The organism is Devosia yakushimensis (assembly GCF_030159855.1).
Classification (GTDB): Bacteria; Pseudomonadota; Alphaproteobacteria; order Rhizobiales; family Devosiaceae; genus Devosia; species Devosia yakushimensis.
The window spans coordinates 162,397-186,338 of the sequence record NZ_BSNG01000004.1 but is presented as its reverse complement, the minus strand read 5'-3'; the positions used below and the strand labels follow the sequence as shown (position 1 = coordinate 186,338).

The following is a 23,942-nucleotide window of genomic DNA, read 5'->3' as shown; positions in this document are numbered from 1 at the left end:
CTCATCAGAGGTCCGTCGACGCGCTTATGTTAGCTGGCGGCCCGCGCGTTTCGCATGAACGCCTCGATCAGCCGCTTGTCCTTGACGCCAGGAGCCGTTTCGACGCCGGAGGACACATCGACCCCGAAGGGGCGCAGGGTCTTTATGGCATCGGCTACGGTTTGCGGCGTCAGGCCACCCGAAAGCATGAAGGGGATGGATGGGTCAAGCGCCTTGAGCAAGGACCAGTCAAAGGTTTCGCCGAGGCCACCGGGCCGGTCGGCGCCTTTGGGGGGCTTGGCATCAAGCAGAATGCGGTCGGCGACCCCGACAAAATCGGCAATATGGGCGACATCCTCGGCCGAGCCGATGGGTAGAGCCTTCATGATTTCCACACCCGCCTCGATGCGGATGGCTTCGACGCGATGGGGGGTCTCGGGGCCATGCAGCTGGATCCAGTCGGGGCCGAGCGCGGCAATTTCGGCCACGCAGGAATTGTCCGGATTGACCAGCACGACGCAGGTTTCAATGCGCCCGCGGGCACTCGAAATCAGGTCGCCGATCTGTTCGACCGAGACATGACGCGGCGAGCGCGGAAAATGCATGAAGCCGACCATGTCGGCACCAGCGGCAATGGTGGTTTCCAGGATATCAAGCGTCTTGATACCGCAGATTTTGATAATCAGGGGGTCGGCCATGGTGTGCTCAACGGAGCTCCAAGAGGTCATCGACATCGCTCAACGGATTGCTCGGCTGGCCCTGGTTCTTGCGCAGGGTGGCGAGCTCCGAATTGAGCATATTAGCCTCGCGCCGCCAGTGGCGTTCGCGCTGGCGGTGCTGGCCCTGGGCGAACCAGGTGGCAATGCCGCCCAGCAATACGCCGATCAGCAGCACCACATAGAGCACCATGAAAAGCGGGACGCCATAGCCGGGCGTCGCCAGCTGCTCGACCGGGGCAAAGGGATTGAAATTGACGATCACGAATTGCCGATTGGCCAGGGCAAAGGCAATCAGCGCCAGAGAAAGCGGCACAAGGACCAGCCAGCCGACAATCTTGTTGAGCATAGTCGCGTTTTGCCTGTTGGGGACTGCTTGCCCCGTTACGAGCGGTTGAGCCGCTCGCGGATTTCCTTGCCCGCCTTGAACTGCGGCACGTATTTCTCGCCGACATCGACCTGTTCGCCGGTGCGCGGATTGCGCCCGACGCGGGCCGGACGGTTCTTGACCGAAAAGGCGCCAAAGCCGCGCAACTCGACCCGATCGCCGCGGGCCATGGCGTCCCCGATCTCATCGAGGATGGCGTTGACGATGTTTTCGATATCACGCTGGAACAGATGCGGATTTTCCGCCGCGAGTTTCTCGACGAGTTCCGACTTGATCATCCCTGGCTCCCGGTGCGAGACCGTCATACCCCGCTAGGTTTACGAGGCTGCGCCAACCTGCCAAAGCGAGACCAGCCCGTCAAGCGTGATGGCCCCATTGACAGGCAAACCAAGCGCTGCACGGGCCTGACTGCCTAAAAAAGTGCCAATCCAGCCCAGCCCGGAGCTCCCCTGGGGCCAGGCGGTGACGATTTCGAGGTCTTTGGGCACATCCCGCTCAGCCTCTAGCCAGGCCTGGGCCTCAAGTTCTCCGCCAATGGCATCGATCAGGCCGGTTTCCACGCCCACCCGGCCGGTCATGATACGGCCATCGGCCAGACCCAGCGCAATGGTGCGGTCCAGGTTACGCCGTTCGGCGACGATATCGACGAACCATTGAAAGCTGTCATCGACCAAAGCGCCGATGGAGGCGCGCACCTCACCCACCATGGGCTCGTCATAATCGGGCTCGGCCTTGAGCGGCCCCGAGGCGACCTTATCGAGATCGACGCCAATGGTTTCGAGCAGTTTGCCGGCATTGACGTGCTGATAGAGCACGCCGATCGAGCCGATGATGGAGAGGCGCCGGGCAAAGATGTGATCGGTGCCAATAGCGGTCATATAGGCGGCCGAGGCGCCCAATTCCTTGACCACGGCAACCACCGGTTTTTTGGCGCGGAGCTGGCCAAGCGCCTCGTAGAGCTCCTCGCCGCCCGCCGTGGTGCCGCCAGGCGAATTGATGGCGACGACCACCGCCTTGACGCTGTCGTCGTCGGCCAGGTCCTCGATGAGCTTGAGCCGTTCGGGATCGGTGGCGATCGTGCCATCGATTACCACGCGGGCAATGTGATCGCCCGTCGCCGTGTTGCTGAGCGCAAAGCGGCCCGCCACGGCAAGAATGGCAATGGCCAGTGCCACAAAAGCAAGCACACGCCAGAAGCCGCGCGAGCGGCGATAGGTTTCGGCGGCGATGATTTCATGCGGATCGGAGGGCCGGGCCGGCTCCTCGATGGGCTGATCGGTCATCTCTGCCTCATTGGTTTGACGACCGAAGGGGTAGCGAGCGGGCGCCAGATTGGCAAGACGGGATCAGCCGGCCTTCTTCTGCGCCCGCTTTTCCTGCGCCGTCACATAGGCCCGCAGCGCCTTGTTGATGTCGGTCTGATAGCCCTTGCCATCCTTGGCATGGCGCTTGAACCAGTCAAGGATATCGGCATCGAGGCGGAGCGTCATCTGTTGCTTCACCAGGCGATACATGACGCCCTGCTTGGCATTTTTAAAGAATTCGTCATCGAGTTCGGGAATGTCGGAGAAATCGATCTCGCTATCGGGGCGATTCGCCAATGCGTTGAGCTCTTCGATCTGATCCTGGGTCAGCGGCTTACGCGTATATCTAACGGTCTTTCCTTCGGTTTCGCTCATATCGCTTCCTCTCGTCCTTATTGGCCGCTCGCGCCGATATTATCCGGACAGTCAAGGCATCGGCCCGATCCCGTTCGACATGAACCACAACAAGTACCGACCATCCATGCTGCCAAGCACCGAGCGTCTTCCAACGCTCCTCCCCGTCAACAAACTGGTCGAACTCGGTCAGCTCGAACGGATCGTCAAAAATCTCAATCGCTGCTTCGAAACTGATGCCATGCTTGAGCTTATTGCTGCGGTTCTTGTCTTCGTCCCATTCAAATTCCACGCGTAGCCCCCTGCGCGTAACGGCAATAATGTAACTACAGTTTTGTAACTACACAAGCCGTTTAACCATGAACCGCGCTGCGGCCTCATAGCTCAGCAGCTTGTCTGCCAACTCGGGGGCCGGGAAAGGGCGGAAGCCGTGCTTGGTCCAGAAGGGGATCGAGCCGTTGACGGCGACCAGGCTCATATTGGCAAAGCCCCGGCTGCGGGCGTGGCGCTGGATTTCGCCGACGATCATGGCGGCGGCGCCCGTGCCGCGGGCGGTGGGCAATAGTGCCAAGTCGTGGAGGTAATAGGTGTCGGCGTCGGGTGGCACCGCGCCGAGCAGCGAATTGAGCGCGGGCAGCGATTTGAACCGCCAGGGATGGGACAGGATATAGCCGGAGGACACGCCATCGAGTTCGAGCAATCGCGTGCCATCGGGATAGAGGCGCTGGCGTTCGGCAAAGACCGCCTGGTCTTCGGGAAAACCGGGATGCACGCGGTTGGCGATTGCCTCCACCGCGGGCAGGTCGAGTGTGGTGAGGGCCCGCCAGTGCATTGCTTGGTTCATGGGGTCTTCTAAAAGCAAAAGGCCCGCACTGTGAAGTGCGGGCCCCTGCAATCCTTGCAAAGCGAACGAATTACTTCGTGTCGCGATCCTTGAGGGCAGCGCCCAGGATGTCGCCGAGCGAAGCACCCGAGTCCGAGGAGCCGTAATTGGCCACGGCTTCCTTTTCCTCGGCGATCTCAAGTGCCTTGATGGACAGCTGGATGCGCTGGGTCTTGCGATCGTACTGGGTGACGCGTGCGTCGACCTTTTCGCCCTTGCTGAAACGCTCGGGACGCTGGTCGTTGCGATCGCGGCTAAGATCGGCGCGGCGGATGAAGGCGGTCATTTCGCTGTCGGCGATACGGACTTCAATGCCCCCATCGTTGACTTCGATGACAGTGCCGGTCACGACCGAGCCCTTCTTGATGCCGCCTTCCGAACCGGCCGTATCGGCAACTTCGCCAGTGGCGAGCTGCTTGATGCCCAACGAGATGCGTTCCTTTTCGACGTCAACGTCGAGGACCTTGGCCGAAACCATGTCACCGCGATTGTAGTCTTCCAGGGCCACTTCGCCCGACTTCTGCCAGTCGAGATCGGAGAGGTGAACCATGCCGTCCACATCGCCGTCGAGGCCGATGAACAGGCCGAATTCGGTCTTGTTCTTGACTTCGCCTTCGATGACCGAACCAACGGGGAACTTCTCGGCGAAGCTTTCCCACGGATTCTGCAGGGTCTGCTTGAGACCGAGCGAAATGCGGCGCTTGTCGGGATCGACCTCGAGCACGACGACTTCGACTTCCTGGGAGGTCGAGACGATCTTGCCGGGGTGAACGTTCTTCTTGGTCCAGCTCATTTCCGAAACGTGGATCAGGCCTTCAATGCCCGGCTCCAGTTCGACGAACGCACCGTAATCGGTGATGTTGGTCACGCGGCCGGTGAACTTGGCCTCGATCGGATACTTGGCTTCGATGCCATCCCACGGATCGGCCTGCAGCTGCTTCATGCCGAGCGAGATACGGTGAGACTCGTGGTTGATGCGAACGATCTGGACTTTGATGGTCTCGCCGATCGTGAGCACTTCGGACGGGTGGTTCACACGACGCCAGGCGATATCGGTGACGTGCAGCAGGCCGTCAATGCCGCCGAGATCAACGAACGCACCGTAATCGGTGATGTTCTTGACCACGCCGTCAACAACCTGGCCCTCTTCGAGCTGCTGGACGATTTCCGAACGCTGTTCAGCGCGCGATTCCTCGAGAATGGCACGGCGCGAGACGACGATATTGCCGCGACGCTTGTCCATCTTCAGAATCTGGAAGGGCTGCGGCACGTTCATGAGCGGAGCGATATCGCGGATCGGGCGGATATCGACCTGCGAACGCGGCAGGAAGGCAATGGCGCCTTCGAGGTCGACGGTGAAACCACCCTTGACCTGGTTGAAGATGGTGCCTTCAACGCGCTCATTGTTGTTGTACATTTCTTCGAGCTTGACCCAGCTCTCTTCGCGGCGAGCCTTCTCGCGCGACAGAACGGCTTCGCCAGCGGCATTTTCGACGCGGTCGACATAGACCTCGACGATCGAGCCGACGGTGATGGTGCCGTCGCGGCCGGCCTGGCCGAATTCCTTGAGCGCGATGCGCCCTTCGGTCTTGAGACCAACGTCGATGATCGCCAGATCCTTTTCGATCGCGACCACGGTGCCCTTAACAACGGCGCCCTCTAGGGGTTCGTTGTCGATGAACGAGTCCATCAACAGGGATTCAAAATCTTCTTTCGTCACAGTTTGCTGTGCCAAATTCATATCTCCAGTGCACCGGGGGCTTGAGGTTGAGACCGGAAACCCGCCACTTCGCAAATGCAAAATGCCGGCGCGCGAGCGCCCGATCGATGTCTATTGGGTATAAGTCCGGGCCAAAGCTTGGCTGATTGGCGGAACCGAAACACGCAAGGAGGAAATTAAAGCTCTAGAGCCTTGCCTTGTGCGCCATGGTCGTCTCGACAATCGCGATGGCTGCGCGGAGTGCGGCCTCTATATCGAGAAGCGTCGTATCGAGCAAGTGCGCGTCGTCAGCTTTATAGAAACCGCCATTGGGATTGGCCATGTCGCGGGCGTCCCGTTCTTCTATCTGGTGATAGAGGGCGTAGCGGTCAACCTCCACGCCACGAGATTCCAGCTGGCGGGCGCGGCGCTCCATACGGGCCTTGGAATCGGCCTGGATGAACAGTTTCACATCGGCATCGGGGCAGATATTGGTGCCGATATCGCGGCCATCAAGCACGGCACCGCCGGGCTGGGTGGCAAAGTTGCGCTGATAATCGAACAGAGCCGCCCGCACCGGGCCGATCACCGCGACCTTGCTGGCGAGGACACCCGAGCGGGCCGAGGTCAGTTCGGCGACATCGGCCAGATGGCTGGCGTCGAGCGCGCGGGCGGCGGCAATGGCGGCGTCTTCAAAGCCAGGCTGGTCTTCCCGAGCGGAAACGGCGCGGCCGACGGCGCGATAGAGCAGGCCGGTATCAAGATGGGGCAGGCCATAATGGCGGGCAAGCCCGGAAGCCAGAGTGCCCTTGCCGGAGGCGGCGGGTCCGTCAACGGCAATGATCATTGGCTTGGCCTCCCCTCTTTTGCCTTTTGCGAGTTGCCCCATGGCTTTGGCATAATCGGCGGGCGAAAAGAACCGGCAATTGCGAGAAATCCACGCGCGCCGCGCGCCTAGGCTGCGAGAATATTCGCGCCAGCAGCGGTCATGGCCGCGACAAAATCGGGAAAGCTTGCCGCAATGGGCCGCGCATCGTCGATTGTGACGGGGGCCTTGCTGGCAAAACCCAGTACCAGGAAGCTCATGGCGATACGGTGATCGTGATGGGTGTCGACGCTGCCGCCGCCCGGAACGCCCCCGGCCCCCTTGACCAGCAATTGATCGCGTCCTTCGAGACACTCGACGCCATTGGCGACAAGTCCGGCCGCCATTGCCGCGAGGCGGTCGCATTCCTGCTCGCGCAGGGCCGCGATACCCTCGATGGCGGTGGAGCCGTCGGCATAGGCGGCGGCGATGGCCAGGGCCGGAATATCATCCAGCATGGCCCCGGCATGCTCGGCCGGGACGCGGACGCCCCGCAGGCGCGACGAACGAACGCGCAGGTCGGCGACATGCTCGCCCCCCGCCTCGCGCTGATTGGTGAAGGCAATATCGCCGCCCATGTCGAGCAGGGTGTCGATCAGCCCGGTGCGATTGGAATTGATCAGAACGTTTTCGACCACGAGGTCGGAGCCGGGAACGATGAGCGCGGCGACAATGGCATAGGCCGCCGATGATGGGTCGCCCGGCACGATGACACGGCGCGGTCTCAACTCGGGAAGTCCGGTCAGCCTGATGGTGGCGGCGCCCGCCGCATCGAAACTGGTCGCGATGTCGGCGCCGAAAGCGGCAAGCATTCTTTCGGTGTGATCGGGGGTCGGCACGGGCTCGATAATTGTCGTTGTGCCGGGGATGGCCAGGCCCGCCAGCAGCAGCGCCGATTTGATCTGCTCGGAGGGCTCCGGCATGGTGTAGTGGATCGGCACGGCAATGGCTGGCCCTTCGATGGCGGCCGGCAAGTGGCCCGCCTCGCTCTCAAGCACGGTCATGCCCATTCCCGCCAGGGCATCGAACAGGGATTGCATCGGCCGCCGTGTGAGCGTTGGACCACCAGTAAGGCGGCTGACAAAGGAAAAGGGAGCGAGCAGACCAAGCATGAGCCGGGCGCCGGTGCCCGAATTGCCGAAATCGAGCGGAGCGGCGGGCGCCAGAAGCCCGTTTATACCCAGGCCCTGCACCGTGCATTGTGTGCCATCGAAATCCACGGCGACGCCCAGGGCACGCAGGGCATTGGCGGTGGCCAGCACATCATCGGCGACGAGCAATCCCTCGATTCGGCTGCGGCCCACCGCGAGGGCCCCGGCAATCAGGGCGCGGTGGGAAACCGCCTTGTCGCCGGGTGTCGCAAAACGCCCGGACAAGGGACCGGCACGGTGAGCGGAAAGCGGCTGGAGCGGCGATTTGGCGTCGGGCATGGCGGCCATGAAGTGGTTTGCGGCGGGCGCGGGTTTAGCATGGCCCAGGCGCCTGAAGCCACCGCCGATATCGTTGCCAGTGCTGATACCAGCATTTTCGGTTTGACAGGGGCATGGTTTGCCCATAACCGGACTGACCGAAGCGGCGGCAGCTTTTCTCCCCCGCAAATCCATTCCCCCACGAGGAACATCGATGGCCAGTTCCGAACGCGGCACCAAACGGACCGATCCCGATACCGGGAAGAAGTTCTACGACCTCAACATGGACCCGATCGTCTCGCCTTATACCGGCAAGAGCTATCCGCGCTCGTATTTCGAGCAGGTGCTGGCCGGCAAGCCTTCCCCCGCCACCGCCCGCAAGGTCGATGACGAGGATGAGGTCGAGGAAGAAGAGGAAGCCGAGGACGTGGCAGCGCCCGAAATCGTCAGCCTCGAAGACGCCGACGCCGAAGAAGGTGGCGACGAGGACATTCCGGAAACCGAGGACGTCGAAGTCGACGAAGAACTCGGCGATGACGATGCAGACGTCTTCCTTGAGGAAGACGAGGACGAAGACGACGAGCTCGGCTTCGACGTCGGCGGCGACGAAGACCGCTGATTTCAAACGATTTTTCCGCCGGATTCACAAAAAATCCGGCGGGACGAAAAAGTGTCAAATAGGCACTTGCATGGGGACGGATCATCCAATAGGTTCCGCCTCGCTCCGGACGGGAATACCCGCCGGAACCCACGGAATGGGGCCATAGCTCAGCTGGGAGAGCGCTTGCATGGCATGCAAGAGGTCAGCGGTTCGATCCCGCTTGGCTCCACCAGCCTTCGCTGCTCCGCAGCTTCGGCTCGGCAGGCCTTTGAGGCCTAGCCCAAAGCTTGCGGACATCATTGCGAAGGCTGTCGCGCCAGAGTTGCGCAGCTAAAGACTGCGTCGGGCAGAATTTTTTGCCAAGAAGCGGCTTTAGGGCAGCGGGTATCGAATTGTCCACAGAACCGGGTGCCCCTCGACCCCGACTTGTTCTAGGTTTGTTTCCAGTAAACCCTTGCCGAGTCGTTCCGTGCCGAAATCCCGCCCGCTTTCGCCCGATCACGCCCGCCATATCTGGCTGAGCGCACAGCGGCTGGATGTGAGTTCGCCGTTTGGCGAGGGGCCGGCAGCCACGCTCGCGGCCATTGCCCATCTGGGTTACGTGCAGATCGACACCATCAATGTCATCGAGCGCTGCCACCATCATATCCTGTGGTCGCGCATTCCCGGCTATGCCCGGGCGCATCTGGCGCAGGCCCAATCGGCGGATAAATCGGTCTTTGAATATTGGACCCATGCGCTGAGCTATGTGCCGAGCGCAGATTTGCCGTTTTTCCTGCCGGCCATGAAGCAATACCGCGAAACGCCCAGCCGCTGGTTCGGCTCGGTAACCCCGCTCGAGGTGCGAAAAATGGCCCGCCGCCTGCGCAGCGAGGGACCGTTGTCGATCCGCGATATCGGGGATGACGAATTGGTGGACAAGGACCATCCCTGGGCCAGCCGCAAGCCGAGCAAACGGGTGCTGGAAATGATGTTTTTCCAGGGGCTGGTAACGATCGGCACGCGGCAGGGCATGGTCAAGACCTATGACCTCATGGCCCGCCATTTCGGCTGGGACAAGGCGCCCAAACCGGCGACCGAGCGGCAGATCACCGCCTATCTCCTGGACCGGGCCCTGCGCAGCCAGGGCATGGTGAGCCTCGATTCGGTCTGTCATCTGGATGCGCCGCGCAAGAAGGCGGTGCGCGAGCTGATCGAAAGCCGCGTGCGCCGGAAGCTATTGGTGCCGGTGCATATCGCGGGCCAGGACAAGGCCGAACACTGGGCCACGCCCGAAACGCTGGCCAGCGAGCGGATCGCGCCGCCGGAATTGACGCATATCCTGTCGCCCTTCGACCCGCTGGTCATCCAGCGCAAACGGCTCAAACTGTTCTTTGGCTATGACCATCTGTTCGAAGCCTATGTGCCGGCCGCCAAGCGCAAGCTGGGCTATTTCGCCCTGCCGGTGCTGGCTGGTGACCGCATCGTTGCCGCCATCGACCTCAAGACCGACAGGGCAGCGGGCAAGGTGCTGATCCAGAAATGGACCTGGCTGGAAGATGCCGGAGCGGAAGCCAAGGCGGCGATCGACGAGGCACTGGGACGGTTCGAACGGTTCCAGTTCGGGGATTAGCGGCCCCCTGAGTACCTTAATTGCGCGGTGCCATCCCGGCGGAGGCCGGGATCCATGCTGAACGCTATCAGCACCATCCAGCGTGGGGATGAGGCACAGCATGGATTCCGGCCTCCACCGGAATGACACCGTGGTTGGTAAGAATATTCCTGATCCTTCCACCTCTCCTCTCCCATCCACCGCCGCCTCCCTCGGGCTTGACCCGAGGGCCTTTCTCAACCCGGCACAAGCGAGGAGAGACCCTCGGGTCAAGCCCGAGGGAGGCGATTGTGGTGTGCGGAGACAGTGCAAAATTGCCGGCATTGTGGGAGGTGCTGAGCAGCCCTATCAGTTTGCCGCGACGCATCAACGAGACGGTTTACCCCCTCCCCGCCTTTCCATCCCCCGCCCGGCGCGCTACAAGGCCAGCCGCGAAACGGGGGCGAGAGCCATGGCCACTTATACCGATATTGCGCGGCGGGTGTATAACCACACTTGGAAGCTCGACCCCATCGTGCGCAGCCTGCTCGATACCGATTTCTATAAGCTGTTGATGCTGCAGATGATCTGGGGCCTCTATCCCCGGGTCAACGCGACTTTCTCGCTGATCAACCGCACAAGATCGGTCAGATTAGCCGAAGAGATCGATATCGATGAATTGCGCGCCCAGCTCGATCATTGCCGCACGCTGCGTTTCACCAAGAAGGAAATGATCTGGCTGGCTGGTAACAGCTTTTACGGCAGCAAACAGATTTTCGAGCCGGCTTTCCTTAAATGGCTCGAAGAGTTCCGCCTGCCCGAATACCGGCTGGAGCAGCGGAACGGGCAATTCGTGCTGGAATTTCCCGGAGCCTGGGTCGAGACCTCGATGTGGGAAATCCCCGCGCTCGCCATTATCAATGAATTGCGCTCACGGGCGGCGCTCAAGAATTACGGGCCCTTCGCGCTCGACGTGCTCTATGCCCGCGCCAAGGCCAAGATGTGGGAAAAGGTGGAGCGGCTACAAAAGTTGCCCGATCTCAAGATCTCCGATTTCGGCACGCGGCGGCGCCATTCCTTTCTCTGGCAGCGCTGGTGCGTGGAAGCGCTCAAGGAAGGCATTGGCGAAGCCTTTACCGGCACCTCCAATGTCAAGCTCGCCATGGATAATGACCTGGAAGCTCTGGGCACCAATGCCCATGAGCTGCCCATGGTGCTGGCCGCTCTCGCCCCCAATGACGAGGCGTTGATGGCGGCGCCCTATCGCGTGCTGCAGGATTGGGAGAGCTATTATGGCGGCAATCTCAAGATCGTGCTGCCCGACGCTTTCGGCACCGACAGCTTTTTGAAGCATGCTCCCGATTGGGTGGCCGATTGGACCGGCTTCCGGCCCGATAGCGCGCCGGCCATCGAGGGCGGGGAAAAGATCATCGCCTGGTGGAAGAGCCGGGGCCGCGATCCGCGTGAAAAGCTGCTGATCTTTTCCGACGGGCTCGATGTCGACATGATCGAGGAGGCGTACCTCCATTTCGACGGGCGGGTGCGGATGACCTTCGGCTGGGGCACCAATCTGACCAATGATTTCGAGGGCTGTGCGCCCGATGGTCCCAATCCGGGGCTCGATCCGATTTCCATCGTCGCCAAGGTCAGCGAGGCCAATGGACGGCCGGCCGTGAAGCTTTCCGACAATCCCGCCAAGGCGACCGGTACGCCCGAAGAGATTGCCCGCTATCTCAGCGTTTTTGGCGATGCGGGCATGGTGGCGCATGCCGTCAAGGTGTGAATCTGCCTGAATTTTGGACACGCTGCCGCAAAAACGGTGGAGAATCGGCTAGGTCAGGCCGTGGCGATTAACGCGCCGTGAACCATCCGATATTAGCGTTGCCATGGGGGCTCCACTCGGGGCCGGTATGACTTTTCAACTGATCGACATAGAAGTGCAGAGCCGGACCAGCCATCCCCGGCTGGCCGGGCGAACCACCGGACGCGTCCGGGCGGTATTGAGCGAAACCCGCGATGGCCGCGAGCAGACCCACGAGCTGACAATCTCTGTGTGGGCAGACCTGGCAAGCGATGCCAGCGCTGGGGATATCGACATGGCCCTGATGCTGAAAGCCGCCGACATTGTCGGCCGGCTCAAGGCAAAGTTGGAGGTGGCGGACTAGCGCCGCAGCTTGCCGGCAAGCATCTGCTCGAAATAGGCGCGATCGGTGTGTCGGATGGCGCCCATGCGGGGTTTCGGTAATGGCGCGGGCGCTTGCGGGGCCACGGCCCGATATCGCGGCGCATGGGCATAATAGCGCGCGGCGCGGGCCAGGGCCCGGTCGGCCTCCAGCCGGCGTTCGTCGCGCACGAACCAGACAAGCGTGCCCAGCACGATTGCCCAGATTGCCAGCAGCTGCCAGGCGATTTGCACATCCATCATCATGGACAGCGCTATAGCTAACGAAAGCTTAATGCCCAAGCACAGGCTCTTGTTAGCCTTACCGCGTAAACTTGTCGGCAATGCCTCAGGCGGCTTTGACAGGCAGTTTCTGGCCGCGATTGAGCGCCACAAGCATGGCGCGCACCTGATCTTCGGCGGCCTTGGTGACCTGCTTGCGATTGTCGTTTTCGCCCAGAGGGATGGGGGTGCCGAAGGCTACCGTCACGTCCTTGACCGGTCCGCCCAGGATTTCGCGGATATTCTGCTTGACCGACTTGGACTTGATCCAGGCGATCAGCGAGCGCTCGTTGCGGCTGACGGGCAGGCCCTGGAGCCTGGTATAGGCGATGGTGAGCGGCTGGATCACCACGTCCCTGGCGCCGGCCTCGATCATGGCGTGTTGGGCTGCGCCCACCAGCGCCGAGCGGAAGGGTAGGACATGGGTGCCGATATCGGACTGGCCCTCGGCAAACAGCAGGACCGCATTGCCGTTGGCCATGTGGCTGCCCATTTCCTGCGCCGTGCGGCCGGCATCGGAGCGGCGCGTGCGGTCGACGAAAATGGTTTTCTGCAGTCGCGCCATCATGCCCACGAAAGGCCAGTCGCCCACTTCGCGCTTGGCCACGAAGGTGACGTCGGCGACCGAGCCGACTGCCACGATATCGGTCCAGGAAATATGGTTAGATACCAATAGGGTCGGCCGGCCGGTGGCCGGCTGGCCGATGACCTCGACCCGCAGCCCGAGGAAAAAGCAGCCAATGCGATGAAACAGGCGCGGCAGCACATTCCAGAAGGGGAGCTTCAGCGCATTGATCAGCGCCTGCAGGGGGATCACCACGATCATTATTGGCACGAAAACGAAGATGAAGAACAGCACGCGGAAGATCATTTAGACTGGTCCTTGCCGTCCACCGGCACGGCATAGAGTTCGAGGCGGTGATCGACCAGCCGATAGCCCAGGCGCTTGGCGATAACCTCCTGGATGGCCTCGATTTCCTCATTGCGGAATTCGATGACCTTGCCCGAGCGGATATCGATCAGATGGTCGTGATGCTCGTCCGGGATCAATTCGAACCGGGCGCGGCCATCCTTGAAATCGTGCTTGGTGACGAGCCCGGCTTCCTCGAAAAGATTGACGGTGCGGTAGACGGTGGACAGCGAGATGCGGTCATCGATCGCGGAGGCGCGGCGATAGAGTTCCTCGACATCGGGGTGATCGGAGGATTCCTCGATCACCCTGGCGATGACGCGACGCTGGTCGGTCATGCGCATGCCCTTGGCCACGCAGGCTTCTTCCAGGGTCGGATCGGTCTGGGTCTTGCTCACGCCATTGCTCCGCTGGTTGGCCCGTTTTTTCCGGGTTATCCAAGATCACGCGCCATGACAAGCGCGGTCGCCGCCGTGCCGTCAGGGCGGGGATAATAGCCCTTGCGGCTGGAAATGGTGGCAAAACCTTCCCGCCCATAAAGCTTGACCGCAGGCGCGTTCTGCTCGTCGACTTCCAGGAACATGCGCCGGGCCGGGCTCATCCGCAGATCATCGAGGGCCGCGCGCAGCAGCGCCTGCCCCACTTTCTTGCCGCGCCATTTGGGATCGACCGCGATGGTCAGCAATTCGGCTTCGTCCGCCGCGATGCGGATCAGCGCGAAGCCGGCAATGCGGCGCTTGGCGTCGCAGGCGACATAGACGGGGGTGCCGCCCTCGGACAAAAAAGCCAGAAACTCCTCGCGCGGCCAGCCGCGATAGAAACCGGCCTGATGAATACGCGCCAGCGCATCGGCATCGCCAGTCTGGCCCGGCTCGATATGCAGGCCCGCCGGCGCCATCCAGAGCTTCATCATGATCTCAGCCTTTCGATCCGTGCCGCGGTTTGCGGCTTGGCATCGGCATCCCGCACATAGGCAGCCTCGGGCGGATGGGCAAGCGGATCGGCCAGCGCGCCATAGCGGGCCATGGCGGCGATATCGACAAAGGGCGTGGTGATGAGGACCGAACCGGGCAGCACCGATTGCTGCGCCTGGGCCATGGGCAAGAGACGCGGCGGACCATCGGCAATTCCGGGAGCCGAAAATGTCTGGAAATAGGCTTCCTCGCGCCGCGCATCGAGCAAGACGGTGACCGGGCCAGTCCCGGCCAGCGAGAGCGCCAAGAGGCTGGGCACGCCAATCACCGGGATAGAACGCGCCAGGCCAATGCCGCGTGCCGCCGAGAGGCCGATGCGCAATCCGGTGAAAGAGCCGGGGCCGGTCGTCGTCACCACCCGCTGCAGGCCGGGATAGTCCATGCCATTGCGCGCCAGCAGCGCCGCGATGCGCCCGAAGATCAATTCGGCGTGGCCGGTGGCGATCTCGTCGATGGAAATATCGGTGCTGCCATCGGCCCGCAACAGCGCCAATTGCAGGCGCGGCGCGGCTGTGTCGATGGCAAGCGTGACGGGCAGAACACTCATGGCATCGCTCTAGCGCCAAGACCTCGAGATGTCGACTGACCTTGTCCGACATTGACTGTCAAAGCCGACAAAGCCAGCTTGCCCCTTATGCACACCGATTCGATGACCGCTTTCCGATGACCTGGCTGGCCGAGACCGCGATGCTCAGCCATGGCTGGCGGCGTTTCCTGCTGCTGGTGGTGGCGGGCGCGATCGCCGGCTTGTCCATTCCGCCGCTCTTTATCGTCCCGGCGCTGTTCGTCACTTTCCCGATCTGGGTGTGGTGCCTGGATGGTGCCGAACGCAAGGGCGGATTGCGGCGCCTGTTCGGCCCGGCTTTCACCATCGGCTTTGCCTTTGGCTGGGGCTATTTCACCGTCGCTTTCCATTGGCTGGGCGCCGCCTTCTTCGTCGATGGCGGAGTGATGATCGCGCTGATGCCGTTCGCCATTCTGGCGCTGGCGGCGATGATCGCCTTTTTCTGGGGCCTGGCCAGCGCGCTGGCGCATTTGCTGTGGAGCCATGGTCCCTGGCGCATCCTGACGCTGGCGACTTTCCTCACCATGGCCGAATGGGCCCGCGGCCATGTGCTGACCGGCTTTCCCTTCGATCTGCTCGGCTATGCGCTGACCCCGACCGACGAGATGATGCAGATTACTTCGGTGATCGGGATTTACGGGCTGACCTTCGTCGCCGCACTCATGGCCATGACCCCTGCCCTGATCTGGCCGGCCGATAATCGCAATCTCAGCCGGCGGCTATTGCCGTTTTTTCTGACCATTGGCGTCATCGCGGCGCAACTGGGCTATGGCTATAACCGGCTGGCGGGCACGGTGGCGACGCCGCGCCAGGATGTATCGATGCGGCTGGTGCAGCCCCTGGTCTATGAGCATGCCGATTGGGGCCAGGCTGATCCGGTGGCACTGATCGACCGGCTGATCATGCTGTCGGATATGCGGATGAACCCCGAGGACAAGGGGCTGGCCGATATCACCCATCTGGTCTGGCCCGAATCGAGCCTGCCCTTTTTCCTCTCCACCTATCCCGACGCGCTGGCGCGCATTGCCCGCATGCTGCCCGATGGCGCCATGCTGCTGGCCGGGGCGCCGCGCCAGCAATATGAACCCGGCGCGACGCAAAGCGCCGGACCGCCGTTCAATTCCCTGCTCGCCATCGACAGCAATGGCGAGGTGGTGGCGTCCTATGACAAATCCCACCTCGTGCCGTTCGGCGAGTTTTTGCCGTTCCAGGATTTCTTCGGCCGGCTGGGCATCAAGCAATTCGTGCCGGGCGCCGAAGGCTGGGGCCATGGCGATGTCAGGCGGCGGTTGATGGCGCTGCCCAATACGCCCAAATTCCTGGCGCTGATCTGCTACGAAATCCTGTTTTCAGGCGATCTGGGCGACGTTACGGGCGCCCAATACCTTCTCAACATCACCAATGATGCCTGGTTCGACGGCTCCATCGGCCCGGCCCAGCACGCCCATCACGCCAGGGTTCGAGCGGTAGAAGAAGGCATGAGCCTGATCCGCGCCGCCAATTCGGGCCTGACCTTCGCCACCGATCCGCTGGGCCGCATCAAGGCCCAGCTGGCGCCCATGCAGATGGCGGCCCTCGACGTGCGCCCCGACCAGCGGCTGGCTAGCACGGTCTTCGCCCAGGTCCGCTATTGGCCGCTGCTGATTGCGCTGGGTGCGGGGTTGCTGATCTCGGTGGCTGTGTCGCGCGGCGGACGCAAGCGGCGGGTGGGGTAGGCTGCCAGGCAGACTGAGGACTATGAGTTTGCGGCTGCCCCCGAATACCCCCTCCTAGCCTCCCCCTGACAGGGGGAGGGACCACTCCACTCTTAGAACTGGATCGAGTCACAACCACCGGCATATCCCTCCCCCTATCAGGGGGAGGCTAGGAGGGGGTACTCCAATGCCACAACCAACCCCGCGCAAAAACTTATCCCCGCCCCCTTCACCCCATGCCACTATGGCCCCGTTCCGCCAGTCACCGGTCCCGACGCAGGGCCGGGCGGAATGACCGTGGGAGAGGGGCGCCTTTCCAGTGGGGTTGGAAACTCGGCAGCCGGACCTGCAAGAATGGTACCGCCTGAACCGGACCCTGCAGAAAAAGCGGATCGTGACGGGCGGCCTTTGGCTCCCAATTGTCTACAAGGTCGAGTCAAAGGCCGCCCGTTACAGTGAAACCGCGACGCCTCAGGGCCGGGCGGCGTTTCCGCACGCCAAAACATTCCGTTTCCTACGCCCCAGACATATCAAGCTTTCTTTATATCCGCTTGACCGCCGGTCGCCCAAATGTCAAAAACCGGCTGGAATAGCTCATTTTGGGCAGTTTTCGACAGATTCGAGGGTAGCCGTGACGCGGTCGTCTTATCTCTTCACTTCGGAATCGGTGTCCGAAGGTCATCCCGACAAGGTCTGCGACCGCATCTCCGACGAAATCGTCGATCTGGTGTTCCGCGAGGCCAAGAAGGCCGGCATGGACCCCTCCCAGGTCCGCATTGCCTGCGAAACGCTGGCCACCACCAATCGCGTCATCATCGCGGGCGAAGTGCGCGTGCCCGATACGCTGCTCAAAAAGGGCAAGGACGGCGCCATCCTCAAGGACGCCGCCGGGCATCCGCTGGTGAACCCGTCCAAATTCAAATCCACCGCCCGCAAGGCGATCCGCGCCATCGGCTATGAGCAATCCGGTTTCCACTGGAAGACGGCCAAGATCGATGTGCTGCTGCATGGCCAGTCGGCCGATATCGCCCAGGGCGTCGATGAGGCGGGCAACAAGGATGTGGGCGCGGGCGACCAGGGCATCATGTTCGGCTATGCCAGCCGCGAAACGCCCGAGCTGCTGCCGGCGCCGATCTATTACGCCCACAAGATCCTCGAGACCCTGACCACCGCCCGCAAGGCCAATCATGGCCCCGCCGGCAAGCTGGGCCCCGACGCCAAGAGCCAGGTCACGGTGCGCTACGAGAATGGCAAGCCGGTGGGCGTCACCCAGATCGTGCTCTCGACCCAGCATCTGGATGAGACATTGTCCTCGGCCGATGTGCGCAAAATCGTCGAGCCCTATATCCGCGAAGCCCTGCCCGAAGGCTGGATCGATGACGCCACCGTCTGGCACGTCAATCCGACCGGCAAGTTCGTGGTTGGTGGTCCCGATGGCGATGCGGGCCTGACCGGCCGCAAGATTATTGTCGATACCTATGGCGGCGCGGCTCCGCATGGCGGCGGCGCGTTTTCGGGCAAGGACCCGACCAAGGTGGACCGCTCGGCCGCCTATGCCGCCCGGTATCTGGCCAAGAATGTGGTGGCGGCGGGCCTGGCCGATCGCGCCACGATCCAGCTCAGCTATGCCATCGGCGTGGCGCAGCCGCTGTCGATCTATGTCGACCTGCATGGCACCGGAAAGGTCGATGAGACGGTGGTGGAAGGGGCGCTGGCCAAGGTTATGGACCTGACCCCGCGCGGCATCCGCACCCATCTCGATCTCAACAAGCCCATCTATGCCAAGACCTCAGCCTATGGCCATTTCGGCCGCAAGGCCGGCCGCGACGGCTCTTTCTCCTGGGAAAAGACCGACCTGGTCGGCGCCCTCAAGGCGGCGGTGAAGTAATCCCCACCCCTCTCTGCCATGGTATTCATCACAGGGTCATTCCCGCGCCAGCGGGAACCCCTGTTTTCTTTTGACGGCGACCGCAATGACCGACCACGAGCTTCCCAAAACCCGTTCGGGCGAACCGCGCGCCTTTTTCGGCCGCCGCTCGGGCAAGAAGCTGCATGGCGGCCAGCAAGCCATATTCGACGCCACCCTGCCCGAGCTTGAAATCAAGCTTAGCGGCAGACTCGATCCCAGGAGCTTTTTTCCCGCGGCACAAAAGATCATCATCGAGATCGGCTATGGCGGGGGCGAGCATCTGGCGCTCGAAGCCGGGCGGCATCCCGAAACCGGCTATATCGGCTGCGAGGTCTTTACCGGGGGCATCGGCAAGATGGTGCAGACCATCGCCGCCCAGGGCCTCGCCAATATCCGCCTCTTTACCGACGATGCGCTAAAACTCCTGGTGGAATTGCCCGATGCCTCGGTGGACGAGGTCTATCTGCTTTATCCCGATCCCTGGCCCAAGACGCGCCATCACAAGCGGCGCTTTGTCTCGCCAACCACGTTGCGGGAGCTGGCGCGGGTGATACGGCCGGGCGGGCTGTTTCACTTTGCCAGCGATATCGAGGACTATGCCAATTGGACGCTGGCCCATATCGTGCGCTCGCCTGATTTCAGCTTCCTGCCGGAAAAGCCGGGCGGCTGGCACGAGCCCTATCCCGGCTGGCAGGCGACGCGCTATGAGCAGAAAGCCCGGCGGGAAGGGCGGATGGTGAGCTTTTATTTCAGCTTTCCGCGGCGATAGGACCCGGCGATCGTTCGCTCATGGCGAACGGGCTGAATAGCAGCCATGTCAAAGTTTAATCGAAGGCTGGCCTAGAACCGGCCGGATTCAAACCCATATGCGTATGGCCCTGTGCGATTCGGTCGAATCGCGGGCCCAAGGTTTTGGCGGAGACCCATTGGGGCCTGCCCAGCCTATTGTGCCAGCGTCAGCGAGGTTTTGCCATGTCAGCACTATCTGCCAGCCACGAAGCTGAAGAAGACCGGCTCGTGGTCAAGCCGGGCAAATGGACCCTGGTCGTGGTCATGCAATTGCGCAGCGAGACACGGCGGTTCAGTGAACTGCGGCGTGGCATCGGCGATATTTCGCAGAAGACGCTGACCATTACCCTGCGTGAACTGGAGCGGGACGGGTTCGTCTCGCGCACCATATTCCCCACCATTCCGCCCCGGGTCGATTATGAATTGACCGCTTTGGGCCAGGAATTGCTGCAGCTGGCCGATGGCTGGCGCCAGTTTGCCGCCCGCAACCGCGTAGCGGTGGAGGCGGCCCGGCACCGTTTCGACCTGGCCGCCGGCGAACCAGCGATAAGGCTGGTCTCCAGCAGCTGAAGGGCATCCGGGCGTCGCCGGTAGTCCGGCGGCGCCTGGAGTGGGACCGGCACGATTACAGGTTGACCGGAGCCAGGGTGTCGCGGTCGAAGAACTGCATGGTCTGATGGCCGGCATCGTCAGCGACGAAGGCACGCACATAACCATTCCATTCTTCGGCAGAGACGGCGTTGATGCCGTTGGCGCGCAGCTTGGCAACGTCAACCTGGCCATCCCAGGTGCTGTAGCCGCCATTGTTGTGCGAGGCGAACGAGCTGGTCAGCGAATCGCTGGCATAAGCAGGAAGAGCCACGCCAACGAGACCAGCAGCGGCAACCAGGGCAAGCATTGTGTTCTTGATCATTTTGGTGTTCCTTTCGTTTGAACACTCTGGAAATGATCTCGCGTCGGCCAAACAACAAGATATCAAATTGCTGCGCCGACCCCTTGAAGTTCGGAAAATCGTTCAGAGGGTTTTATCAGGGAAATCAAGGGGTTCTGGTGTAACTCGGTTTCCTCGACGCCACCATGTTTCGCCGCCAACACGATCAGCAATGCTGCGGCTTTGCGGGTGTCCGGAACCAATTTGAAGGGCACGGCTTAACCCTCAAAGGAGCCGAAAATGCCCATCAGCGTCGCAATTTTGAAGACCGAAATGGTCACCCACAATGTGCGTCATTATCGCGTCGAAAAACCAAAAAATTTTCACTTTGGCCCTGGCCAGGCCACCGAAGTGTCCATCGACAAGGATGGTTGGCGCGATCAGAAGCGGCCGTTTACCTTCACCTCATTACAAAATGACGACACGCTCGAATTCACCATCAAGAGCTATCGCGACCATCCGGGCGTGACCAATGCCCTTTGGGGGCTGGAAGCGGGCGACCGGCTCTTGCTGCGCGATGTATGGGGAACGATTCAATATAAAGGGGCCGGCACCTTCATTGCCGGCGGCGCCGGCGTGACGCCATTCATCGCCATCCTGCGGCAGCTCCATGCCAAGGGTGGTCTTGCAGGCAATAGGCTGATCGTTTCCAACCAGACCGAGAAGGATATCATCCTGCGGGACGAGTTCGAGGCCATGGCCGGGCTCGAAACGCTCTGGACAGTGACCAATGATCCGAAATCGTCTCTGCTGCAGGAGCGGATCGATGCCGATTTCCTTCGCAGGCATGTTGGTGCCTTCGATGGACGCTTCTATCTCTGCGGGCCCGATGCCATGGTCGACCAGTTGCGCGGGACGCTCGAACAGCTGGGCGCCGATGTCGGCAGCGTGACCTGGGAGCGCTAGCGGTGGCGGCGCTCTTGCGGTGTGGCGCCAACGGCGCTATATAGAGGGCCAACATCTCTGGCAGTTTGCAGAGTGGGAGCCGCCCGGCCCCGCTCTTTTTTATTATCCGAAGGGACCCATGGGTTTCGATCTCACAGAGAAACGCTACATCAAGGAGACGGGCCTGGAAGCCCGGATCGCCCGCATTGTCGAGCCGGTCGCCAACGATCTCGGCTTCTCGCTGGTTCGCATCAAGGTGACCCAGGAGAACGGCTGCACGTTGCAGATCATGGCGGAAGACGAGAATGCTCGGTTCACCATCATGGATTGCGAAGCGCTTTCCAAGGACCTCTCGCCGGTCCTCGACGTCGAAGATCCGATCGATCGCGAATACCATCTGGAAGTCAGCTCGCCGGGCATCGACCGGCCGCTGGTGCGCCGGCGGGATTTCGAGGCCCATATCGGCCATGAAGCCAAGATCGAGCTCAGCGACATGATCAATGGCCGCAAGCGTTTCCGCGGCTTCATCAAGGCGACCGACGACGAGGCAGTGACGATCACCCTGCCCGACGCCCCCGGCGGGACCGATCCCGACCACCGCCTGCTCTTTACCACCCTGGCCGACGCCAAATTGGTGATGACCGACGCCCTGATGGAAAAGGCGCGGCTCGACCAGGAACTCCACCCGATCGACGACGATGAGACCGAGACGGTCGAAATCGCCGCCAATGACGACGAAGATTTCTCCAAGGAGACACATTAAATGGCAGTCAGCGCGAACCGCCTCGAGCTTTTGCAGATCGCAGATGCCGTTGCCCGTGAAAAGTCGATCGACCGTATGGTTGTGATCGAGGCGATGCAGGACGCCATGGAAAAGGCCGCCAAGGGTCGCTATGGCGCAGAAACCGAGATCAAGGTCGAGATCAACCCACGTTCGGGCGAAACCCGCATGTGGCGCCTGCTCGAAATCGTCGACCAGGTCGAGGAAACCAGCCGCCAGGTTGATCTCAAGACGGCCCAGGCCCGCTCGCCCGAAGCCAAGATCGGCGACTTCCTGACCGAGCCGCTGCCGCCCATGGAATTCGGCCGCATTGCCGCCCAGTCGGCCAAGCAGGTCATCGTGCAGAAGGTGCGCGATGCCGAGCGCGACCGCATGTATGAAGAATATTTCGGCCGCATCGGCGAAATCGTCAACGGCAGCGTCAAGCGTGTCGAATATGGCAATGTGATCGTCGATCTGGGCCGGGGCGAAGCCATTATCCGCCGCGACGAGCTGATCCCGCGCGAAATGTTCCGCTATGGCGATCGCGTGCGCGCCTATGTCTATGACGTGCGCCGCGAACAGCGGGGCCCGCAGATTTTCCTCAGCCGCACGCATCCGCAATTCATGGCCAAGCTCTTCATGCAGGAAGTGCCCGAGATCTATGATGGCGTGATCACCATCCGCTCGATTGCCCGCGATCCGGGCTCGCGCGCCAAGATCGCCGTGACCTCCTCGGATAGCTCGATCGATCCGGTCGGCGCTTGCGTGGGTATGCGCGGCAGCCGCGTGCAGGCCGTGGTGGCCGAATTGCAGGGCGAAAAGATCGATATCATTCCCTGGACCGATTCGATTGCCGATCTCGTCGTCTCCGCATTGCAGCCGGCCGATGTGGCCAAGGTGGTGCTGGACGAGCAGGCCGAGCGCATCGAAGTGGTGGTGCCCGACGAGCAGCTGTCGCTGGCCATTGGCCGCCGCGGGCAGAATGTGCGCCTGGCAAGCCAGCTGATCGGCTGGGATATCGACATCCTGACCGAACAGGAAGAGAGCGAGCGCCGCCAGAAGGAATTCACCGAACGCTCGACCTTGTTCATGAATGCCCTTGACGTGGACGAGATGGTTGCCCAGCTATTGGCTTCGGAAGGCTTCTCCTCGGTCGAGGAGCTGGCCTATATCGATCTCAATGAAATCGCCTCGATCGAAGGCTTTGACGAAGAGACGGCCGGCGAAATCCAGAACCGCGCCGCCGAATATCTGGCCGAGATCGACCGGGCTTTCGATGAAGAGCGCAAGGCGCTTGGCGTCGAGGACGAACTCTACGAGATCCCCGGCCTCAACGCGGCCATGCTGGTCGCCCTGGGCAAGGATGGCGTCAAGACGGTGGAAGACTTCGCCGGCTGCGCCTCCGATGACCTGGTCGGCTGGTCGGAACGCAAGGATGGCGAGACTAAGCGCTTTGACGGCACGTTCAAGGATTTCCCCGTGTCCCGCGAGGAAGCCGAGGACATGATCCTGCAGGCCCGCCTCAAGGCCGGCTGGATCAATGAAGAAGACCTGCCGGTTGCCGAAGACGGCGAAATCAGCGAAGAGGCCACGGCCTGATCGGTTCGGGGCGGAGGGCGGCAATGGCCCAGCGCGACCAGACCACCCGCATGTGCGCCCTGACCCGGGCGGAAAAGCCCGTGGCGGAACTGATCCGCTTCGTGCTCGGCCCCGACGGGGTGCTGGTGCCCGATACCGAAGCGAAAGCAGAGGGACGGGGCGTGTGGATTAGTCTCAGCCACGATGCGGTGGCCGAGGCTGTCAAGAAGAAGGTATTCGGGCGCAGCCTCAAGACCGAGGTAGGCTTGCCCGAGGACCTGCCCGGACTGACCGAATTGCGGCTGGTGCAGCGCTATCTGGGCGCGCTCAGCATGGCCAAAAAGGCCGGGCAGTTCGTCAGCGGCGCGATGAAGGTGCGCGGTTTGCTCGAAACGGGCAATCTGATCGCACTGATCACCGCGACAGACGCCTCCGCCGACGGGCGCAGCAAGATGGTAGGGCCCTGGAAGGCCCTGCATCATGCGGCCCGCGAGGAGGGAATTTCGGGGTTCGACGTGCCACATTTCGAATTGCTCAGTTCCGAGCAATTGGGTTTGGCACTTGGGCTCGAAAATGTGATACATGCTGCCCTGACGAAAGGGGCGGCAGCCCAAGCGGCGGTAGAAAAGGCCCGAAGACTGGCCCTCTACACCGCCAAACCGACGGATGAAGGCACCGGCCGCCATGCGGTTGACGGTGATCTTTTGCCGAACGGACAAGTTTGAGAGACGCG

The 23,942-nt window shown here is 61.9% G+C and carries 29 protein-coding genes and 1 tRNA gene; 13 read left to right on the top strand and 17 right to left on the bottom strand.

Translation table 11 applies throughout. The annotated features are described in order from the left end of the window. Positions 1-29: 29 nt before the first annotated feature. The 10 genes from QQL79_RS21490 to aroA all read right to left on the bottom strand — a co-directional run bounded on the left by QQL79_RS21490 (position 30) and on the right by aroA (position 7,627). Positions 30-677, bottom strand: a complete 648-nt coding sequence (locus QQL79_RS21490) for a phosphoribosylanthranilate isomerase (RefSeq protein ID WP_284394257.1) — start codon at positions 675-677, stop codon at positions 30-32. 7 nt (positions 678-684) lie between these two features. After that, positions 685-1,044, bottom strand: coding sequence for a lipopolysaccharide assembly protein LapA domain-containing protein (locus QQL79_RS21485; RefSeq protein WP_284394256.1), 360 nt, complete (start codon positions 1,042-1,044; stop codon positions 685-687). A 35-nt stretch (positions 1,045-1,079) separates the two neighbouring features. Beyond that, the gene (locus QQL79_RS21480; protein WP_035099264.1) at positions 1,080-1,361 is read right to left on the bottom strand and encodes an integration host factor subunit beta; all 282 of its coding nucleotides are present in this window, start codon (positions 1,359-1,361) and stop codon (positions 1,080-1,082) included. A 39-nt stretch (positions 1,362-1,400) separates the two neighbouring features. Further along, positions 1,401-2,366: a signal peptide peptidase SppA gene (gene sppA, locus QQL79_RS21475; RefSeq protein ID WP_284394221.1), complete on the bottom strand. Its 966-nt coding sequence runs from the start codon at positions 2,364-2,366 to the stop codon at positions 1,401-1,403. Positions 2,367-2,429: 63 nt separating this feature from the next. Then, positions 2,430-2,762: a BrnA antitoxin family protein gene (locus tag QQL79_RS21470; RefSeq protein WP_284394219.1), complete on the bottom strand. Its 333-nt coding sequence runs from the start codon at positions 2,760-2,762 to the stop codon at positions 2,430-2,432. Further along, entirely contained in the window at positions 2,734-3,033 is a 300-nt protein-coding gene (locus tag QQL79_RS21465) for a BrnT family toxin (protein ID WP_284394218.1), read from the bottom strand. Before QQL79_RS21465 ends, QQL79_RS21470 begins: the two co-directional genes overlap by 29 nt. A 48-nt stretch (positions 3,034-3,081) precedes the next feature. Beyond that, positions 3,082-3,585 (bottom strand): GNAT family N-acetyltransferase, encoded by a 504-nt coding sequence (locus tag QQL79_RS21460; RefSeq protein ID WP_284394217.1) that lies wholly within the window; start codon positions 3,583-3,585, stop codon positions 3,082-3,084. Between the two features lie 70 nt (positions 3,586-3,655). Beyond that, positions 3,656-5,365 (bottom strand): 30S ribosomal protein S1, encoded by a 1,710-nt coding sequence (gene rpsA / locus QQL79_RS21455; RefSeq protein ID WP_370461281.1) that lies wholly within the window; start codon positions 5,363-5,365, stop codon positions 3,656-3,658. Between the two features lie 163 nt (positions 5,366-5,528). Beyond that, positions 5,529-6,170, bottom strand: coding sequence for a (d)CMP kinase (locus QQL79_RS21450; RefSeq protein ID WP_284394215.1), 642 nt, complete (start codon positions 6,168-6,170; stop codon positions 5,529-5,531). Positions 6,171-6,277: 107 nt separating this feature from the next. Continuing rightward, positions 6,278-7,627 carry a 3-phosphoshikimate 1-carboxyvinyltransferase gene (gene aroA, locus QQL79_RS21445; protein ID WP_348523195.1) on the bottom strand — a complete coding sequence of 450 codons (1,350 nt, stop codon included), beginning with the start codon at positions 7,625-7,627 and terminating at the stop codon, positions 6,278-6,280. Positions 7,628-7,811: 184 nt separating this feature from the next. Between aroA and QQL79_RS21440 the strand changes: the two genes are divergently transcribed. The 5 genes from QQL79_RS21440 (at position 7,812) to QQL79_RS21420 (ending at position 11,933) form a co-directional block, all read left to right on the top strand. Beyond that, positions 7,812-8,216, top strand: coding sequence for a TIGR02300 family protein (locus QQL79_RS21440; RefSeq protein ID WP_284394213.1), 405 nt, complete (start codon positions 7,812-7,814; stop codon positions 8,214-8,216). Positions 8,217-8,354: 138 nt separating this feature from the next. Further along, positions 8,355-8,430, top strand: a tRNA-Ala gene (locus QQL79_RS21435). A 237-nt stretch (positions 8,431-8,667) separates the two neighbouring features. Continuing rightward, a complete protein-coding gene (locus QQL79_RS21430; protein WP_284394212.1) occupies positions 8,668-9,810 on the top strand; it encodes a winged helix-turn-helix domain-containing protein in 1,143 nt (380 codons plus the stop codon). 430 nt (positions 9,811-10,240) lie between these two features. Then, the gene (gene pncB / locus QQL79_RS21425) at positions 10,241-11,551 is read left to right on the top strand and encodes a nicotinate phosphoribosyltransferase (protein ID WP_284394211.1); all 1,311 of its coding nucleotides are present in this window, start codon (positions 10,241-10,243) and stop codon (positions 11,549-11,551) included. A gap of 127 nt (positions 11,552-11,678) precedes the next feature. Next, a complete protein-coding gene (locus QQL79_RS21420; protein ID WP_284394209.1) occupies positions 11,679-11,933 on the top strand; it encodes a hypothetical protein in 255 nt (84 codons plus the stop codon). Here QQL79_RS21420 and QQL79_RS21415 read toward each other — a convergent pair. The 5 genes from QQL79_RS21415 to tsaB form a co-directional block, all read right to left on the bottom strand. Then, entirely contained in the window at positions 11,930-12,232 is a 303-nt protein-coding gene (locus QQL79_RS21415) for a hypothetical protein (protein ID WP_284394207.1), read from the bottom strand. The genes QQL79_RS21420 and QQL79_RS21415 overlap by 4 nt on opposite strands. 46 nt (positions 12,233-12,278) lie before the next feature. Continuing rightward, on the bottom strand, positions 12,279-13,082 hold the full coding sequence (locus tag QQL79_RS21410; protein WP_284394205.1) for a lysophospholipid acyltransferase family protein: 804 nt from the start codon (positions 13,080-13,082) through the stop codon (positions 12,279-12,281). Continuing rightward, the gene (locus QQL79_RS21405; protein WP_284394506.1) at positions 13,079-13,465 is read right to left on the bottom strand and encodes a Fur family transcriptional regulator; all 387 of its coding nucleotides are present in this window, start codon (positions 13,463-13,465) and stop codon (positions 13,079-13,081) included. Before QQL79_RS21405 ends, QQL79_RS21410 begins: the two co-directional genes overlap by 4 nt. Before the next feature lie 89 nt (positions 13,466-13,554). Then, positions 13,555-14,034 carry a ribosomal protein S18-alanine N-acetyltransferase gene (gene rimI, locus QQL79_RS21400; protein ID WP_284394204.1) on the bottom strand — a complete coding sequence of 160 codons (480 nt, stop codon included), beginning with the start codon at positions 14,032-14,034 and terminating at the stop codon, positions 13,555-13,557. Beyond that, positions 14,031-14,642 carry a tRNA (adenosine(37)-N6)-threonylcarbamoyltransferase complex dimerization subunit type 1 TsaB gene (gene tsaB / locus QQL79_RS21395; RefSeq protein ID WP_284394203.1) on the bottom strand — a complete coding sequence of 204 codons (612 nt, stop codon included), beginning with the start codon at positions 14,640-14,642 and terminating at the stop codon, positions 14,031-14,033. Before tsaB ends, rimI begins: the two co-directional genes overlap by 4 nt. Positions 14,643-14,758: 116 nt before the next feature. Here tsaB and lnt point away from each other — a divergent pair, with 116 nt between their 5' ends. The 4 genes from lnt (at position 14,759) to QQL79_RS21375 (ending at position 19,622) form a co-directional block, all read left to right on the top strand. After that, complete coding sequence (gene lnt, locus QQL79_RS21390; protein ID WP_284394202.1) at positions 14,759-16,375, top strand: apolipoprotein N-acyltransferase; 1,617 nt, start codon at positions 14,759-14,761, stop codon at positions 16,373-16,375. 610 nt (positions 16,376-16,985) lie between these two features. Continuing rightward, positions 16,986-18,242: a methionine adenosyltransferase gene (gene metK / locus QQL79_RS21385; RefSeq protein WP_284394200.1), complete on the top strand. Its 1,257-nt coding sequence runs from the start codon at positions 16,986-16,988 to the stop codon at positions 18,240-18,242. An 85-nt stretch (positions 18,243-18,327) separates the two neighbouring features. After that, on the top strand, positions 18,328-19,032 hold the full coding sequence (trmB, locus tag QQL79_RS21380; RefSeq protein WP_284394198.1) for a tRNA (guanosine(46)-N7)-methyltransferase TrmB: 705 nt from the start codon (positions 18,328-18,330) through the stop codon (positions 19,030-19,032). Positions 19,033-19,235: 203 nt separating this feature from the next. Further along, positions 19,236-19,622 carry a winged helix-turn-helix transcriptional regulator gene (locus QQL79_RS21375; RefSeq protein WP_284394197.1) on the top strand — a complete coding sequence of 129 codons (387 nt, stop codon included), beginning with the start codon at positions 19,236-19,238 and terminating at the stop codon, positions 19,620-19,622. Positions 19,623-19,677: 55 nt separating this feature from the next. On the opposite strand, the gene QQL79_RS21370 is transcribed toward QQL79_RS21375, so the two are convergent. Together QQL79_RS21370 and QQL79_RS21365 are read right to left on the bottom strand one after the other, a co-directional pair. Further along, positions 19,678-19,965, bottom strand: a complete 288-nt coding sequence (locus tag QQL79_RS21370) for a hypothetical protein (protein ID WP_284394195.1) — start codon at positions 19,963-19,965, stop codon at positions 19,678-19,680. 62 nt (positions 19,966-20,027) lie between these two features. After that, a complete protein-coding gene (locus QQL79_RS21365) occupies positions 20,028-20,198 on the bottom strand; it encodes a hypothetical protein (protein ID WP_284394193.1) in 171 nt (56 codons plus the stop codon). Between the two features lie 25 nt (positions 20,199-20,223). Between QQL79_RS21365 and QQL79_RS21360 the strand changes: the two genes are divergently transcribed. From QQL79_RS21360 to QQL79_RS21345, 4 genes are all read left to right on the top strand, one after another. Beyond that, positions 20,224-20,889 (top strand): FAD-binding oxidoreductase, encoded by a 666-nt coding sequence (locus QQL79_RS21360; protein ID WP_284394191.1) that lies wholly within the window; start codon positions 20,224-20,226, stop codon positions 20,887-20,889. 118 nt (positions 20,890-21,007) lie between these two features. Beyond that, entirely contained in the window at positions 21,008-21,631 is a 624-nt protein-coding gene (rimP, locus tag QQL79_RS21355; RefSeq protein ID WP_284394189.1) for a ribosome maturation factor RimP, read from the top strand. Beyond that, positions 21,632-23,230, top strand: coding sequence for a transcription termination factor NusA (gene nusA, locus QQL79_RS21350; protein ID WP_284394187.1), 1,599 nt, complete (start codon positions 21,632-21,634; stop codon positions 23,228-23,230). A gap of 23 nt (positions 23,231-23,253) precedes the next feature. Beyond that, positions 23,254-23,934 (top strand): RNA-binding protein, encoded by a 681-nt coding sequence (locus QQL79_RS21345; RefSeq protein ID WP_284394185.1) that lies wholly within the window; start codon positions 23,254-23,256, stop codon positions 23,932-23,934. Positions 23,935-23,942: the final 8 nt, after the last annotated feature.